Below are 16,164 nucleotides of genomic sequence, written 5' to 3'. Positions count from 1 at the left end.
CTTTGCTTGAGTTGATCGTCCATGGCCTTCGAGTAATTTCAGGTTGGAAACGCTTTGTCCGGGCGTGGCAGAACGCTCCGTGCCAAGGGTCAGCACAGGGCATTGCCCCACAAAATGATGTAAGTTGAAACTTCCTTGCCTGCGTGTTTTGCCGGCAGGCTTAACGTCGGGTCCAGACGATTCCACCATGCGCGTGAGACCAGGAGACCGGGTCCTTGAGATACGCTTCAAGTTCGTTCAGTGAGCGTCTGTCGACAAGACCCTCACGTCTTGCAGCGACCAGCACATCTTGCCAGGTAGCCAACGAATGGACGGTCACACCCCAACGCTCCAGCACTTCTGCCGTCGGGAACACGCCATAGTCAAAAATGACGAAGATGTCTTTTATCTTTGCACCGACTTCGTTGAGCGCACGGCAGAACTCGCGCTTCGACTCTCCCGCAGCCATCAGGTCGTCAACCAGCAGTACGCGGTCGCCGGTTTCAACCACCCCTTCGATTTGCGTCGATGGGCCAAGACCTTTGGCCTTCTTGCGCACGTACTGCAGCGGCAACTGCAGGGAGTCCGCAATCCATGCGGCCAGTGCTATACCACTCGACTCCGCGCCGACAACGACATCGATACCTTCCAAACAATTGCGCTCGCGCAGAAGTTGCAAGCTTTCGTTCACCAAGTCGCGCCGGAGCTTTGGAAACGAGATGAGGCGCCGGCAATCCATATAGACCGGACTGGTCCACCCTGACGGCAAGCGAAATGGCTCGTCGACGCGAAACTGAACACAACCTGCTTCAATGAGTGCCTTCGCGACAGTCGTGGTGAGCCCGAGCTCCGTGCGTAAAATCGACATACAAACTCCGATACTTGTTTTGGCGTGCTCGATGGCCTTACTGCGCCACGACGTCCGGCTCATCACCCGTTCCCGCGGAGGCAATCAGACCGACCAAGTTTCCGTAAATGCGCGGCTGAACAAGAGCCTCCGGACGCAGTGCCTCGTCGAGTTGCGCTTCTGTCATCAGTTGACGACGAAGCACCACTTCCCTGATAGTTTTTCCGTGCGCATGGGCTTCCGCCGCAACGGCCGTCGCGTTTTTGTAGCCAATGTATGGGTTCAATGCCGTGGCGAGTGCGAGGGACCGCTCCATCGTCTCGCGTAAGTGCTCTCCATTCGCTGTAATGCCCTTCACGCATTTTTCAGCGAGCGTGATGCACGCCGCAGTCAGATGCTTGAAGCTGCGAAAGAGTGCGCTTGCGATGATCGGCTCAAAGGCATTGAGCTGGAGTTGGCCACCTTCGGCGGCAAAAGTCACAGTAATGTCGTTTCCAAAAACCTCGAACGCCACCTGGTTGACAACCTCCGGGATAACCGGATTGACCTTGCCGGGCATGATGGAAGAGCCAGCCTGCATGGGTGGCAGATTGATTTCCCCAAAGCCGGCACGCGGCCCGCTTGAAAGTAACCGCAGGTCATTGCAGGTCTTTGAGAGTTTCACGGCGATACGCTTTAGAACACCGGAAATCTGAACGAACGCGCCACAGTCCTGCGTAGCTTCGATGAGATTCGGGGCCGTGCTCAGTTCAATACCCGTAATCCGGCTCAGCGCCTCGAGCGCCTTTTGCGCGTATTCCGGATGCGCGGTGATCCCCGTTCCAATAGCGGTGGCCCCGAGGTTAATTTCACGAATCAATGCCGACGCTTCACGCAGCCGCGCCATATCCTCTTCGAGCATGACCGCATAGGTCGAAAACTCTTGTCCCAATGTCATCGGAACAGCATCCTGAAGTTGTGTACGCCCCAGCTTCAACAGCCCAGCAAACTCCAATGCCTTTTCATCGAACGCCGCATGCAGTCGCGTCATTGCTTCGAGCAGATGTTCGATGGCAAAGAATGTCGCGATGCGCAGTGCCGTTGGATAAACGTCGTTCGTGCTTTGTGCGAGATTGACGTGTTCGTTCGGATGAAGATGCGTGTATTCACCACGCTGGTGACCCATCAGCTCGAGCGCCCGATTGCAGATACCGAAGCTGCCGAGGCACGGGAGATCGTCGGGTAAGCCGTTTCTCCGTTTGCAGTCAATCGATGTGTTGGCGAAGAATGCGAGCCCCGAAAGTGTTGGACGGCGTCCAATTTTTCGGGGTCAGCCAGGCCACCGCCCTCCGAAAACCAACGCGCGCAGACGGCCATCGTTGAGCAAGTGCTGCGTGCCGGTCGATCAGTCGCCGGCGCAGTCGTTCAACCCGGATGCCCCGTGAGCATCCGAGGCGCCATAGATAGACGTCAGAGGGGCTAGGAGGCGCCCGGACTTAACTGGGCATGCCGCGGTATATCAGAAACGAAAAAGCCGACCCGGTGGGTCGGCTTTTTCGCGTCGAATCGCGGTCGATTGCCACCGCGAACCAAACCTTGGAATATACAGCCGATTCCCGATCAAGGAAAACGTGGCCGATCGCGAAATAAGGCATAACGTGTCCAGGCGGACAACTTATGCTTAACGGCACACCACGACACAGCGTGGCGCGGCATGAAATCTGGTGGGCCCGGCGGGGTTCGAACCCGCGACCAATCGATTATGAGTCGACTGCTCTAACCGCTGAGCTACAAGCCCTGTTGAGATACGACGCGTGCTACACGCCGCCCCGGCAACGCAGCCGGGCCGGCATTGTAACAACAAAGGGGACAAACGCCACCGGCATCATGCAGATACCGGCGGCGTTCGCAGGACAGACGCTGGAAATCAGTTCCCTTCGAGGAACGACTTCAGCTTGTCGGAACGGCTCGGGTGACGCAGCTTGCGCAGCGCCTTGGCCTCGATCTGACGGATCCGCTCGCGCGTGACGTCGAACTGCTTGCCGACTTCCTCGAGCGTGTGGTCGGTGCTCATCTCGATACCGAAACGCATCCGCAGCACCTTCGCTTCACGCGGCGTCAGCGAATCGAGCACGTCCTTCACGACGTCGCGCATGCTGGCATGCAGCGCGGCATCCGCCGGCGCGACCGTGTTGTTGTCCTCGATGAAGTCGCCAAGATGGGAATCGTCGTCGTCACCGATCGGCGTTTCCATCGAGATCGGCTCCTTCGCGATCTTCATGATCTTGCGGATCTTGTCTTCCGGCATCTCCATCTTCTCGGCGAGCGTTGCCGGATCCGGCTCGAGACCGGTTTCCTGCAGGATCTGCCGCGAGATGCGGTTCATCTTGTTGATCGTCTCGATCATGTGAACCGGAATACGGATCGTGCGCGCCTGGTCCGCGATCGAACGCGTGATGGCCTGACGGATCCACCACGTCGCGTAGGTCGAGAACTTGTAGCCACGACGGTATTCGAACTTGTCCACCGCCTTCATCAGGCCGATGTTGCCTTCCTGGATCAGGTCGAGGAACTGCAGGCCGCGGTTCGTGTACTTCTTCGCGATCGAGATCACGAGACGCAGGTTGGCCTCGGTCATTTCGCGCTTCGCCTGGCGTGCCTTCAGTTCGCCGGCCGCCATCTGGCGGTTGGTTTCCTTCAGGTCCTTCAGCGGCAGCACGACACGCGCCTGCAGGTCGAGCAGGCGCTGCTGCTGTTCGCGGATCGCCGGGATGTTACGCGACAGGACCGCGCTGTACGAATGGCCTTCGGCCGTGATCTTCTCGGACCAGTCGAGATCCGTCTCGCTGCCCGGGAAGCGCGCGATGAATTCCGAACGCGGCATGCCGCACTTGTCGACGACGGTGTGCAGGATCTGACGTTCGACCTGGCGCACTTCATCCACTTGCGCACGCAGCGTGTCGCACAGGCGTTCGACGGTACGCGCGGTGAAGCGGATCGTCATCAGTTCGGTCTGGATCGTTTCCTGCGCCTTCAGGTAGGCCTTCGACTTGTAGCCTTCCTTTTCGAACGCGCGGCGCATCTTGTCGAACCACTCGCTGATCTGCGAGAACTTCTCGAGCGAGGCACGCTTGAGCGCTTCGAGCTGGGCGGCGTTCGCCGATGCCTGCGCGGCACCGTCGTCTTCCTCCTCTTCCTCTTCTTCCTCTTCCTCTTCGGCTTCCTCGTCCTCGTTCTCGATGGCTTCCGCTTCCTTCGCGGAGAAGCCGTCGGTATCGGCGGAGTCCGAAGCATTCGGATCGAGCAGGCCGTCGACGAGCTCGTCGATGCGGATCTCTTCGTTCGCGACGCGTTCGGCCATCGCGAGGATGTCGGCGATCGTCGTCGGGCAGGCGGAGATGGCCATCACCATGTGGCGCAGGCCGTCCTCGATCCGCTTCGCGATCTCGATTTCGCCTTCGCGCGTGAGCAGCTCGACCGTGCCCATTTCACGCATGTACATCCGGACCGGATCGGTCGTGCGGCCGAATTCCGAATCGACGGTGGACAGCGCGACTTCCGCTTCCTCTTCGACTTCATCGTCCGACGACGCGGCCGGCGCGTTGTCGTTCAGGAGCAGCGTTTCCGCGTCCGGCGCCTGCTCGTAGACCGCCACGCCCATGTCGTTGAACGTGCCGATGATGCCTTCGAGGGCTTCGGTCTCGGTGAAGTTGTCCGGCAGGTGGTCGTTGATTTCGGCGTACGTCAGGAAGCCGCGCTCCTTGCCGAGCTTGATCAGCGCGCGCAGTTTCACGCGGCGCTCTTCGAGCTCCTCGGCCGTGCCCGGCGTGCTCGTCGCGAACGCTTCCTTCAGCAGCGCCTTTTCCTTGGCGCGACGATCGCGCACCTTGGATTTGCCCGGTGCAGCCGCGGCTGCGGGCTGCTCGTCGCTCTGATTTGCGTCGTCAACGACGGATACTTCGTTCAGCTTTTTGGTCATGGAGTTCGCCGTACCGGCTATATCGACTCGCGGCTGCTGGACGACAGCCGGTTGAACCGTGGGTGCATGAGTAGTACGTACTGCCGTTTCGTCCGCGTCGGCAGTCGTGTCCCTTGCGCTTTTCGCACTTGCCCGCTTCGCCGCCGGCTTGGCCGGCCCGGAGTCGGGTCTCGCGGCAGCCCGTGTTCTGGCTGCCGGTGCCGGCGCAGCCTGAGCAGTGCCGGCCGCGGTTTTCTTTCCCGCTGAGGCTGACGTGGCTGAAGACGTTGTCCTGGTGGAAGAAGCAGACTTGGCCGCTGTGACCTTCTTGGTCGGCTCCGTCGAGCCCTTGCCTGTTGCTTTCTTTCCGCCTGTCGTCTTTGCCATCGCGATTCTCGCCTCTGCTTGGAAAACAAACCGCTGGAAACCTTATATTATAGCACGCTGGGGAGCCCTCTCTAAGCTCCCCGGCCGCCTACAGCCCGAGCCGACGTTTCATGTCGGTTCGCTGCTGGTTCAATTCCGTCAATTCGGCCAATTCCTCGGGTGTGAAGGTGGATTGCCGCGCCAGCCGGTCAAGCCGGTCGCAGCAAGCGTCATAGCGCATCTTGAGCACCGCCGCCTGCAGCTCCTCCCCCGCGATCCGTTCCTGTTCACGCTGCCGCTCGGGCACCGTCTCGTCTTCCGGATTCTGTAACAGCAAATCGCGGACGTTTTCATCATAGTCCAGAATTTCGCGGAAGATTTCCTCGTAAGTCGCTCCGTTCGAGGACGTCCGCAGGACATCCGACAGCAGCCGGAACTCCGCGCCGTCGCCCAGCGCGCGCGCATGGTCGACGACTTCCGCGAACAACTCGCCGATGCGCGGCAACGCGCGCAGGGTCGCAATCTGCTCGTCGTCGAGCTGCGACGCGATGCGCGGATGCATCACCAGCGTGCGCAGTGCGCGCTTTTCGCTGTCCGTCACGCGGCGGCGCTCGCTGCGCGCGGGCGCCTGGCGCGGCGGCGCCGCGATCCGCGTATCGACGTCGGACAGCCCCGCGACCTCTTCGAACGGGATATCGAGGCGGTCGGCGAACATGTGCATGATCTGCGCGCGCAGCGCGTTCGCGGGCAGCGCCTGCAGCAGCGGCTTCGCATCGAACAACGCCTTCGCGCGCCCTTCCGGCTGATCGAGCGCCTTGCCCGAAATTGCTTCGTTCAGCAGAAATTGCGACAGCGGCATCGCGCGCTCGACCTGCTCGGAGAACGCGTCCGCACCGAACTCGCGTACATAGCTGTCCGGATCATGTTCGGTCGGCAGAAAAAGGAACCGGATCGTGCGATTGTCGCCCGCATGCGGCAGGCAGGCCTCGAGCGCGCGCCGCGCGGCCCGCCGTCCGGCCGAATCGCCGTCGAAACTGAAAATGACCGTGTCGGTCTGGCGCAGCAGCTTCTGCACGTGAATCGGCGTGCACGCGGTGCCGAGCGTCGCGACCGCGTTCGGAAACCCGAGCTGCGCGAGCGCGACGACGTCCATGTAGCCTTCGACGACCAGCACGTACTTGCGCTCGCGAATCGCGAGCCGCGCCTCGAACAGCCCGTACAGCTCGCTGCCCTTGTTGAACAGCGGCGTTTCGGGCGAGTTCAGGTACTTCGGTTCGCCGCTGCCGAGCACGCGGCCTCCGAAGCCGATCACCTGCCCCTTCACGTTGCGGATCGGGAACATGATCCGCTCACGGAACCGGTCGTAGCGGCGCGCGACGCCCTGCGCGTCGGTCTTCTCGCTGACGATCACGAGCCCCGACTCGACGAGCGATTCGTCGCGATAGTCCGGGAACGCGGCTTCGAGGTTCTGCCAGCCATCCGGTGCGTAGCCGAGACCGAAACGCGCGGCGATCTCGCCGGTCAGGCCCCGGTTCTTCAGGTACTGGATCGCGACGGTCGCACCGCGCAATTGCTTGCGGTAGTAGTCGCACGCGGCCGTCATCGCATCGGACAGCGCGGTCGCGACCGATTTCGACACCGGCGCCGGATAGTCGCCACCACCCCCGCCCCCGCCGCCACCGCGCATCGACGGTTCGTGCGGCACGGTCAGCCCGACGGACTGCGCGAGTTCCTGCACGGCTTCCGGGAACGTGAGCCCCGCGTGTTCCATCAGGAAGCCGATCGCCGTGCCGTGTGCGCCGCAACCGAAGCAGTGATAGAACTGCTTGGTCGGACTGACGGTAAACGAAGGGCTCTTCTCGTTATGGAACGGGCACAACCCCATGAAGTTGGCGCCGCCCTTCTTGAGCTGCACGTACCGGCCCACCACGTCGACGATATCGACGCGGTTCAGCAAGTCCTGCAGGAACGAATGCGGAATCACCGTGGGATCGAGCGAAAAAAGACAATACGATGCCCGGCGCACGCATCGCTGGGCGCGCCGGGAACGGGTTTTACTTCGTGAGCGCGGCCTTGACCTGCGCGGAAACGGCCGTCATGTCGGCACGGCCGGCGAGCTTGCCCTTCAGCACGCCCATCACCTTGCCCATGTCCTGCGGGCCGGCCGCACCGGTTTGCGCGACCGCCGCCTGGACTTCGGCCGCCACTTCGGCGTCCGACAGTTGCGCGGGCATGTAGCCGCCCAGCACGACCAGCTCGGCCTGCTCCTTCGCGACGAGGTCGTCGCGGCCTGCGGCCTGGAACTGGCTGATCGAATCCTTGCGCTGCTTGATCATCTTGTCGATCACGGCCGTGATGCCCGCGTCGTCGAGCGTGACGCGATCATCGACCTCACGCTGCTTGATCGCGGCCATCAGCAGGCGAATCGTCGCCAGGCGCTCGCTTTCCTTCGCGCGCATTGCGGCCTTCATGTCTTCGCTGATCTGCTCTTTCAAACTCATCTTTCACCCGGAATGGAAACGTGAATCCGACGCCCGCGAATGGGCGTCAACACAAAAACCCGCTTGGGACAGTGTCTCAAGCGGGTTGCTCGAATCCGGCATCGGCGACTCGCCGCCTGATCGGCTGCGCGATCGTACCGAATCGCGCGGAGTCGCCGGTGCGCCGCTCAGCGAACCGCGCGGCGCCCAATCGTTCAGTACAGCTTCTTCGGCAACGTCTGGCTGCGAATTCGCTTGTAATGACGCTTCACTGCAGCGGCCTTCTTGCGCTTGCGCTCCGCGGTCGGCTTCTCGAAAAACTCGCGCGCCCGAAGTTCGGTCAGCAGACCGTTCTTCTCGATCGTGCGCTTGAAGCGACGCATTGCAACTTCGAACGGCTCGTTCTCTTTAACGCGAATGATCGTCATGATCCGACACGAATAAAGGTTTGCAGGGAAAGACTACCGAGTATAGCAGAGCGATTGGATTGTCCAAAGGCACGGGGCCTGGTCCCGCCAAGGGGAGCCGGCCCGTCAGGCGCCGCGCGAATACTCCGCCGCGGCTTGCCCGGCCGCCGTGCCGGACGCCCACGCCCACTGGAAGTTGTAGCCGCCGAGCCAGCCCGTCACGTCCACCGCTTCGCCGACGAAGAACAGCCCCGGCACGCGCGCGCTCATCATCGTCGACGACGACAGCTCGCGCGTATCGACCCCGCCCTTCGTCACTTCGGCCTTCTTGTAGCCCTCGGTGCCGTTCGGCGTCAGCGTCCAGCCGGACAGCGCCTCGCCGATCTGGCGCAGCGTCTTGTCGGGCAGGTCCGCGAGCCGCGCGTCGGCCGCGACGCGATGCGTGTCGAGCCACGCATGCGCGAGGCGCGACGGCACCCAGTCGGCGAGCAGCGAACCGATCTGGCGCTTCGACGAGCGCTTCGCGTCGAGCAGGTCGGCCACCGTGTCACGCTGCGGCAGCAGGTCGACGCGAATCGGGTCGCCGGGCTGCCAGTAGCTCGAGATCTGCAGGATGCCGGGCCCCGACAGGCCGCGATGGGTCAGCAGCAGATCCTCGACGAATTCGCCGCCGCGCCTCTTGTCGCCAGTCGACACGCGCACTTCGAGCGACACGCCAGACAGTGCCGCGAACGGCTCCCAGTCCTGCGGCGCGAACGTCAGCGGCACGAGCGCGGGCCGCGTATCGACGAGCTTGTGGCCGAACTGCTTCGCCAGCCGGTAGCCGAAATCGGTCGCGCCGATCTTCGGGATCGACAGGCCACCCGTCGCGATGATCAGCGCGCGCGCACCGATCGCCCCCGCCTGCTGCGTGTCGAGCACGAAGCCATCGGCCGGCGCGTGGCGCACCGCGTCGACGACGACCGGCCGGCGCCACGCAATGCCACCCGCGTCGCACTCGTGCTTCAGCACGTCGATGACCGCGTCGCTGCCGTGGTCGCAAAAAAGCTGGCCCTTGTGCTTTTCGTGCCAGGTCACGTGATGGCGCTTGAGCAGCCCGAGGAAGTCGCGCGGCGTATAGCGCGCCAGCGCCGAACGCGCGAAATGCGGATTCGACGACAGATAGTTGTCGGGCCCGGCGTACAGGTTCGTGAAGTTGCAGCGGCCGCCGCCCGAGATGCGGATCTTCTCGGCGAGCCGCGGCGCGTGATCGATCAGCACGACGCGGCGGCCGAGCTGCCCGGCAACCGCGGCGCTCATCATCCCGGCGGCGCCCGCGCCGATCACGGCGATGTCAAAAGTTTCCATGGCGCGGATTGTACCTGCCCGGCATCGGCCCCGGGCCGCCGCCAGCGGCGGCTGGCCCTCGCCTGCTATACTTTCCGGTTACGTTGACCTTCCTGCGGCGCGCTCGAAACAGCGCGCCCTGCCCGCACCCATGCTCGTTCTCGGCATCGAAAGCTCCTGTGACGAAACCGGCCTCGCGCTCTACGACACGCAGCGCGGCCTGCTCGCGCACGCGCTCCATTCGCAGATCGCGATGCACCGCGAGTACGGCGGCGTCGTGCCCGAGCTCGCATCGCGCGACCACATCCGCCGCGCATTGCCGCTGCTCGAGGAAGTGATGGCGCAAAGCGGCACGCGCCGCGACGACATCGACGCGATCGCGTTCACCCAGGGCCCCGGCCTGGCCGGCGCGCTGCTGGTCGGTGCGAGCATCGCCAATGCGCTCGCCCTCGCATGGAACAAGCCGACCGTCGGCATCCATCACCTCGAGGGCCACCTGCTGTCGCCGCTGCTCGTCGACGAACCGCCGCCGTTCCCGTTCATCGCATTGCTGGTGTCCGGCGGCCACACGCAACTGATGCGCGTGACCGACGTGGGCGTATACGAAACGCTTGGCGAAACGCTCGACGACGCGGCCGGCGAAGCGTTCGACAAGACGGCGAAGCTGATCGGCCTCGGCTACCCGGGTGGCCCGGAAGTGTCGAAGCTCGCCGAGACGGGCACGCCGGGCGCGGTCGTGCTACCGCGCCCGATGTTGCATTCGGGCGATCTCGACTTCAGCTTCAGCGGCCTGAAGACGGCCGTGCTCACGCAGATGAAGAAGTTCGAAGCGGCGAAGCTGGAGGGCACTGCGCTCGACAGCGCGAAGGCAGACCTCGCGCGCGGCTTCGTCGACGCGGCCGTCGACGTGCTCGTCGCGAAGTCGCTCGCCGCACTGAAAAAGACGAAGCTCAAGCGCCTCGTGGTCGCGGGCGGCGTCGGCGCGAACCGCCAGTTGCGCGCGGCGCTGTCGGCCGCCGCGGCCAAGCGCGGCTTCGACGTGCACTATCCCGATCTCGCGCTCTGCACCGACAACGGCGCGATGATCGCGCTGGCGGGCGCACTGCGGCTGGGCCGCTGGCCCGAGCAGGCGAATGCCGACTACGCATTCACCGTGAAGCCGCGCTGGGACCTCGCGTCGCTCGCACGCTGAACCACGCAATCCGCGCAAAAAAGGCCGCTCGGTGAGCGGCCTTTCTCATTGGCACGACAAAAGGACGCAGCGTTATGCGGCCTGACGCTTGTCGCGCTCGATCAGCGCATACGCGCTGTGATTGTGGATCGACTCGAAGTTCTCTGCTTCGAGCACATACGCCACCACGCGCTCGTCGGCATCGAGACGCTGCGCGACGTCGCGCACGAGATCCTCGACGAACTTCGGATTCTCGTATGCACGCTCGGTGACGAACTTCTCGTCCGGACGCTTCAGCAGGCCCCACAGTTCGCACGACGCCTCTTCTTCCGCGATGCGAATCAGCGCCTCGACCGGCAGGTCGGCCGCGAGCTCCGCGTCGATCGTCACGTGCGAGCGCTGGTTGTGCGCGCCGTACTGCGAGATCCTCTTCGAGCACGGGCAGAGGCTCGTCACCGGCACGAGCACCTTCAGGAACAGGCGCGTGTCGCCGTTGCGGCTTTCGCCCGCGAGCGTCACTTCATAGTCGAGCAGGCTCTGTACGCCCGACACCGGCGCCGTCTTGTTCACGAAGTACGGAAACGTGACCTCGATGCGGCCGGCTTCGGCTTCGAGTTTCTCGAGCATCGACGCGAGCATCGCGCGGAAACGCTCGACCGTCAGCGGCGCGCGATTCTCTTCGAGCAGCGCGACGAAGCGCGACATATGCGTGCCCTTCTGGTCCGCAGGCAGGCGGACGTCGAGGTTCCAGACACCGACGGTCGGCTGCACGTCGCCGCTTTCGGTACACACCGTCAACGGATGCCGGACCGCCTTCACGCCCACGCGCTGAATCGGAATCTGACGGGTATCCACCGTGCTCTGCACGTCGGGCATCACGAAGGCGGGATTCATCTGGTTCATCTTGTTCAATCCTTGTAAGCCGCGCGTTCGACGACGCGCACGCCGCGTCATGCGGCAGCCGGAAAAGCAACATGGGCCCGCAGGCCCATGTTTTCCGCATCAATGAAGACCGGTTGCGCCAGTCGCACCGGCACCGCCCGCAGGCGGCGCCAGCTTATGCGACGCGCTTCGCCTGACCGGCGACATCGGCCGCCGGGTTCAGAAAGCGTTCGCGAATCGATTTCGCGATGCCCGCGCCGTCGAGGCCGCATTGCGACAGCAGCTTCGCGGGATCGCCGTGATCGATGAACAGGTCAGGGAGGCCCAATTGTAGTACGGGTCGGATAACCCCACTCTCCATCAGGGCTTCCACGCAGGCCGAACCCGCGCCACCCATCACGCAGCCTTCCTCGACCGTGACGAGGTAGTCGTGCGTCTCGGCGAGTTCGCGCACGAGCGCAGCGTCGACCGGCTTCACGAAACGCATGTTCGCGACGGTTGCGTCGAGCTCTTCGCCTGCCGCAAGCGACGGTGCGACCATCGTGCCGAATGCGAGAATCGCGACGCGCTTGCCTTCCGGCTGCGACGTCTGGCGACGCACTTCACCCTTGCCGAGCGGGATCTCGGTGAATTCCTTCACCGTCGCCACGCCCGTGCCCGCGCCGCGCGGATAGCGCACCGCGGTCGGGTTCGGCTGCTGCAGCGCCGTGTGCAGCATCTGGCGGCATTCGTTCTCGTCGGATGCGGCCATGATCGTCATGTTCGGGATGCAGCGCATGAACGCGAGATCGTATGCACCCGCGTGCGTTGCACCGTCCGCGCCGACGAGGCCCGCGCGGTCGATCGCGAACACGACCGGCAGGTTCTGCAGCGCGACGTCGTGGATCAGCTGATCGTAAGCACGCTGCAGGAACGTCGAGTAGATCGCGACGACCGGCTTGAGGCCTTCGGTTGCCATGCCGCCCGCGAACGTCACCGCGTGCTGCTCGGCGATGCCGACGTCGTAGTAGCGGTCCTTGAAGCGCTTCTCGAACTCGACCATGCCCGAGCCTTCGCGCATCGCGGGCGTGATGCCGACGACGCGCGTATCGCGCTCGGCTTCGTCGCACAGCCACTCGCCGAACACCTGCGTGTAAGTCTTCTTCGCGGGCGTGGTCGACGGCTTGATGCCTTCGGCCGGATTGAACTTGCCGGGGCCGTGGTAGAGCACGGGATCGGCTTCGGCGAGCTTGTAGCCCTGGCCTTTCTTCGTCACCACGTGCAGGAACTGCGGACCGCGCAGTTCGCGGATGTTCTGCAGCGTCGGGATCAGCGAATCGAGATCGTGACCGTCGATCGGGCCGATGTAGTTGAAGCCGAACTCCTCGAACAACGTGGCCGGCACGACCATGCCCTTCGCGTGCTCCTCGAGCTTGCGCGCGAGTTCGAGCACCGGCGGCGCCACGCTCAGCACGCGCTCGACGCCCGCGCGCGCAGCCGCATAGAAGCGGCCCGACATCAGGCGTGCGAGATGGCGATTCAGCGCGCCGACCGGCGGCGAGATCGACATGTCGTTGTCGTTCAGGATGACGAGCACTTTCGCATCTTCCGACACGCCCGCGTTGTTCATCGCTTCGAACGCCATGCCGGCCGTCATCGCGCCGTCGCCGATCACGGCGATCGAGAAGCGGTCGTCGCCGTTCAGCTGGCTGCCGATCGCCATGCCGAGCGCGGCCGAGATCGACGTGCTCGAATGTGCGGTGCCGAACGTGTCGTATTCGGATTCGCTGCGACGCGGGAAGCCCGAGATGCCGTCCTGCTGACGCAGCGAATGCATCTGGTCGCGACGGCCCGTCAGGATCTTGTGCGGATAGGTCTGGTGGCCCACGTCCCAGACGATGCGATCGTTCGGCGTGTTGAACACGTAGTGCAACGCGATCGTCAGCTCGACCGTCCCGAGGTTGGACGACAAATGGCCGCCCGTCTTCGACACGCTGTCGAGCACAAACGCGCGCAGTTCATCCGCGAGCGGTTGCAGTTGGCGACGATCGAGGCGGCGCAAATCCGCCGGGTCGTCGATGGTTTTCAGCAAGTCGTACATCGTCGTTCCATTGTAGGAAATCAAACGCGCCCGCATTCTGTTGCACGCATCGTAGCGTATGCGCGGCGGCGGGCTTTCGCGTCAGCTGACCCGGTTCACTACCAGGTCGGCAAGTTCGGCGAGACGCTGTGCGCGTGCGCCGAACGGTTTCAGCGCGTCGTGCGCTTCGGCGCGCAGTTGCGCTGCCAGCTCGCGCGACGCCTCGAGGCCGAGGATCGATACGTAGGTCGGCTTGTCGTTCGCCGCGTCCTTGCCGGCCGTCTTGCCGAGCGTCGCCGAATCGGTCGTGACGTCGAGAATGTCGTCGACGACCTGGAACGCCAGACCCACGGCCCCCGCATAGACGTCGAGCGCAGCCATCGTTTCCGCCGAAGGCGTCTCGCCAGCCAGCGCGCCCATCCGCACGGCTGCACGCAACAGTGCGCCGGTCTTCATCCGGTGCATCGTCTCGAGCTGCTCGCGCGTCAGCTTGACGCCGACGCTCGCCAGATCGATCGCCTGCCCGCCGGCCATGCCGATCGAGCCGCTCGCGAGCGCCAGTTCGCGCACGAGCGCAGCCTGCTGCACGGGCGACAGCGCATCGGCGTCGGTCAGCGCAACGAATGCCTGCGACTGCAGCGCATCGCCAACCAGCAGTGCCGTCGGCTCGTCGTACTGCACGTGCACGGTCGGCTTGCCGCGGCGCAATGCGTCGTCGTCCATGCACGGCATGTCGTCATGCACGAGCGAGTAGACGTGGATCATCTCCAGCGCCGCCGCCGCCGCATTGCGTGCCGCTTCCGTCGCGCCGCTCAGTTCGCCGGCTGCATGGCACAGCAGCGGGCGAACACGCTTGCCACCGCCGAGGACCGCGTAGCGCATCGCCTCGTGGAGTTTCGCGGGCATCGCGGTTTCAGCCGGCAGATAGTGGCCGAGTGCGTTCTCGACACGGTCAAGCACAGACCGCATCCATTGTTCGAATGTCATAGATCGTCGTCTTCGCCGTCCGTGGCGGCCGTTCCGGACGAAAGCGGCTTCAGCGTCGCGCCGTCGAGCACGCGAACCTGCTGCTCCACTTTCTCGAGCTGCTGTTGGCAAAACGCAACGAGGGTCGCACCGCGGCGGTATGCCGTCAGTGAATCCTCGAGGCTCAACGCGCCGCCTTCCATCCGGGCAACCAGCGTCTCAAGTTCCGCGAGCGCCATCTCATAATTGTCCGGCAACGGTTCGGTGCCATTGCCGGGCGGCGTGGCGCCTGGGGATGCGGTTTTCGCCATGGACGAGGGTGTCAAATTTCAAAACAAGTCGGACATTCTACGGCAAAAGAGAATTTTCCGACCTGCCGTCGTGGGCACCCCGGAACATATTCCGGCCCCATCTCCGACACACATTGTGCGCCTTCCGGTGGTCGCCCGACAAAAAATTGACACAAATCAGGCACTTAATCCTAGCCTTGCGAGGCGAACCGGGTATAATTCCCCGTTTCCCTAAATCGATTTTTCGATGGTTGGGTTGTTCACTGCTTTCACGCTAACACCGGGAGTGGGAATGTCCAATCTGAGCGATGCGCTTCAGTTGAAGTCGGCTCACAGCCAGCTTCCAGTCACTGCATATTTCGATGAGGCGCTACTCGAGCGCGAGATCGAAACCCTCTTCAAGAAAGGACCTCGTTACGTCGGGCACGAGTTGATGGTGCCCGAGGCGGGGGATTATTTTGCGCTGCCGTCCGAGAAGGAAGGCCGCGTGCTGGTCCGCAACCAGACGAACCAGATCGAACTGCTGTCGAACGTCTGCCGTCACCGTCAGGCGATCATGCTTAACGGGCGCGGCCACACGCAGAATATCGTGTGCCCGCTGCACCGCTGGACGTACGACCTGGAAGGCGAGTTGCTCGGCGCGCCGCACTTCCCCGACAAGCCGTGCCTGAACCTCGGCAAGAGCCCGCTGCAAAACTGGCAGGGGCTGCTGTTCGAGGCCGAGGGCCGGAATGTCGCGCGCGACCTCGCCAACCTCGGCACGAAGCATCACTTCGACTTCTCCGAGTACCACTTCGATCACGTCGAAGTGCACGAGTGCGATTACAACTGGAAGACGTTCATCGAGGTCTACCTCGAGGATTACCACGTCGTCCCGTTCCACCCGGGCCTCGGCAGCTTCGTGTCGTGCGACGACCTCAAATGGGAGTTCGGCGACTGGTACAGCGTGCAGACGGTCGGCGTGCACAACGCCCTCGCGAAACCGGGCAGCACGACCTACCAGAAATGGCACGAGCAGGTGCTGAAGTTCCGCAACGGCGTGCCGCCGGAGTTCGGTGCGATCTGGATGGTCTACTACCCGGGCCTGATGATCGAGTGGTATCCGCACGTGCTCGTCGTGTCGTGGCTGATTCCGCAAGGCCCGCAGAAGACGACCAACATCGTCGAGTTCTATTACCCCGAGGAAATCGCGCTGTTCGAACGCGAGTTCGTCGAGGCCGAGCGCGCCGCCTATATGGAAACGGCCGTCGAGGACGACGAGATCGCGATGCGGATGGACGCAGGCCGCCGTGCACTGATGGCACGCGGCGAGTCGCAGGTCGGCCCGTACCAGAGCCCGATGGAAGACGGCATGCAGCACTTCCACGAGTTCCTGCGCCGCCACCTCGGCGACCTCTGACAGCCGGTGCGGCGCTTTGACGCCGCGCGGCATCCGGCAGACGAAAAGACGGGCT

12 protein-coding genes, 1 tRNA gene and 1 pseudogene are annotated in these 16,164 nt (G+C 63.6%); 2 read left to right on the top strand and 12 right to left on the bottom strand.

What is annotated here, in order from left to right; translation table 11 throughout:
• Positions 1-160: 160 nt before the first annotated feature.
• From U5809_RS11350 to U5809_RS11315, 8 genes and pseudogenes are all read right to left on the bottom strand, one after another.
• Positions 161-847, bottom strand: coding sequence for an orotate phosphoribosyltransferase (locus U5809_RS11350; RefSeq protein WP_322086568.1), 687 nt, complete (start codon positions 845-847; stop codon positions 161-163).
• Positions 848-884: 37 nt separating this feature from the next.
• Positions 885-2,015: pseudogene (locus tag U5809_RS11345) on the bottom strand (aspartate ammonia-lyase); the annotation flags it as partial.
• Between the two features lie 512 nt (positions 2,016-2,527).
• Positions 2,528-2,603, bottom strand: a tRNA-Ile gene (locus U5809_RS11340).
• A gap of 129 nt (positions 2,604-2,732) precedes the next feature.
• Positions 2,733-5,150: an RNA polymerase sigma factor RpoD gene (rpoD, locus tag U5809_RS11335; protein ID WP_322086567.1), complete on the bottom strand. Its 2,418-nt coding sequence runs from the start codon at positions 5,148-5,150 to the stop codon at positions 2,733-2,735.
• Positions 5,151-5,238: 88 nt separating this feature from the next.
• A complete protein-coding gene (dnaG, locus tag U5809_RS11330; protein ID WP_322086566.1) occupies positions 5,239-7,113 on the bottom strand; it encodes a DNA primase in 1,875 nt (624 codons plus the stop codon).
• A gap of 70 nt (positions 7,114-7,183) precedes the next feature.
• Positions 7,184-7,630: a GatB/YqeY domain-containing protein gene (locus U5809_RS11325; RefSeq protein ID WP_027782559.1), complete on the bottom strand. Its 447-nt coding sequence runs from the start codon at positions 7,628-7,630 to the stop codon at positions 7,184-7,186.
• Between the two features lie 194 nt (positions 7,631-7,824).
• Positions 7,825-8,037, bottom strand: a complete 213-nt coding sequence (rpsU, locus tag U5809_RS11320) for a 30S ribosomal protein S21 (protein ID WP_006751743.1) — start codon at positions 8,035-8,037, stop codon at positions 7,825-7,827.
• Positions 8,038-8,142: 105 nt separating this feature from the next.
• Positions 8,143-9,363, bottom strand: coding sequence for an NAD(P)/FAD-dependent oxidoreductase (locus U5809_RS11315; protein WP_415877939.1), 1,221 nt, complete (start codon positions 9,361-9,363; stop codon positions 8,143-8,145).
• A gap of 130 nt (positions 9,364-9,493) precedes the next feature.
• Between U5809_RS11315 and tsaD the strand changes: the two genes are divergently transcribed.
• Entirely contained in the window at positions 9,494-10,534 is a 1,041-nt protein-coding gene (gene tsaD / locus U5809_RS11310) for a tRNA (adenosine(37)-N6)-threonylcarbamoyltransferase complex transferase subunit TsaD (protein ID WP_322086565.1), read from the top strand.
• Positions 10,535-10,606: 72 nt separating this feature from the next.
• Here tsaD and folE2 read toward each other — a convergent pair whose 3' ends face one another.
• The 4 genes from folE2 to U5809_RS11290 form a co-directional block, all read right to left on the bottom strand.
• Positions 10,607-11,416, bottom strand: coding sequence for a GTP cyclohydrolase FolE2 (gene folE2, locus U5809_RS11305; RefSeq protein WP_322086564.1), 810 nt, complete (start codon positions 11,414-11,416; stop codon positions 10,607-10,609).
• A gap of 154 nt (positions 11,417-11,570) precedes the next feature.
• A complete protein-coding gene (gene dxs / locus U5809_RS11300; protein ID WP_176045988.1) occupies positions 11,571-13,475 on the bottom strand; it encodes a 1-deoxy-D-xylulose-5-phosphate synthase in 1,905 nt (634 codons plus the stop codon).
• An 81-nt stretch (positions 13,476-13,556) separates the two neighbouring features.
• Positions 13,557-14,441, bottom strand: a complete 885-nt coding sequence (locus U5809_RS11295) for a farnesyl diphosphate synthase (protein WP_322086563.1) — start codon at positions 14,439-14,441, stop codon at positions 13,557-13,559.
• Complete coding sequence (locus U5809_RS11290; RefSeq protein ID WP_011355806.1) at positions 14,438-14,731, bottom strand: exodeoxyribonuclease VII small subunit; 294 nt, start codon at positions 14,729-14,731, stop codon at positions 14,438-14,440. Before U5809_RS11290 ends, U5809_RS11295 begins: the two co-directional genes overlap by 4 nt.
• A gap of 271 nt (positions 14,732-15,002) precedes the next feature.
• Here U5809_RS11290 and U5809_RS11285 point away from each other — a divergent pair, with 271 nt between their 5' ends.
• A complete protein-coding gene (locus U5809_RS11285) occupies positions 15,003-16,109 on the top strand; it encodes an aromatic ring-hydroxylating dioxygenase subunit alpha (RefSeq protein WP_322086562.1) in 1,107 nt (368 codons plus the stop codon).
• Positions 16,110-16,164 lie beyond the last annotated feature (55 nt).

Source organism: Burkholderia sp. BCC1999 (genome assembly GCF_905339975.1).
Lineage (GTDB): Bacteria > Pseudomonadota > Gammaproteobacteria > Burkholderiales > Burkholderiaceae > Burkholderia.
The sequence above is the reverse complement of the archived record's forward strand: the minus strand, read 5'-3'. Positions and strand labels throughout refer to the sequence as shown.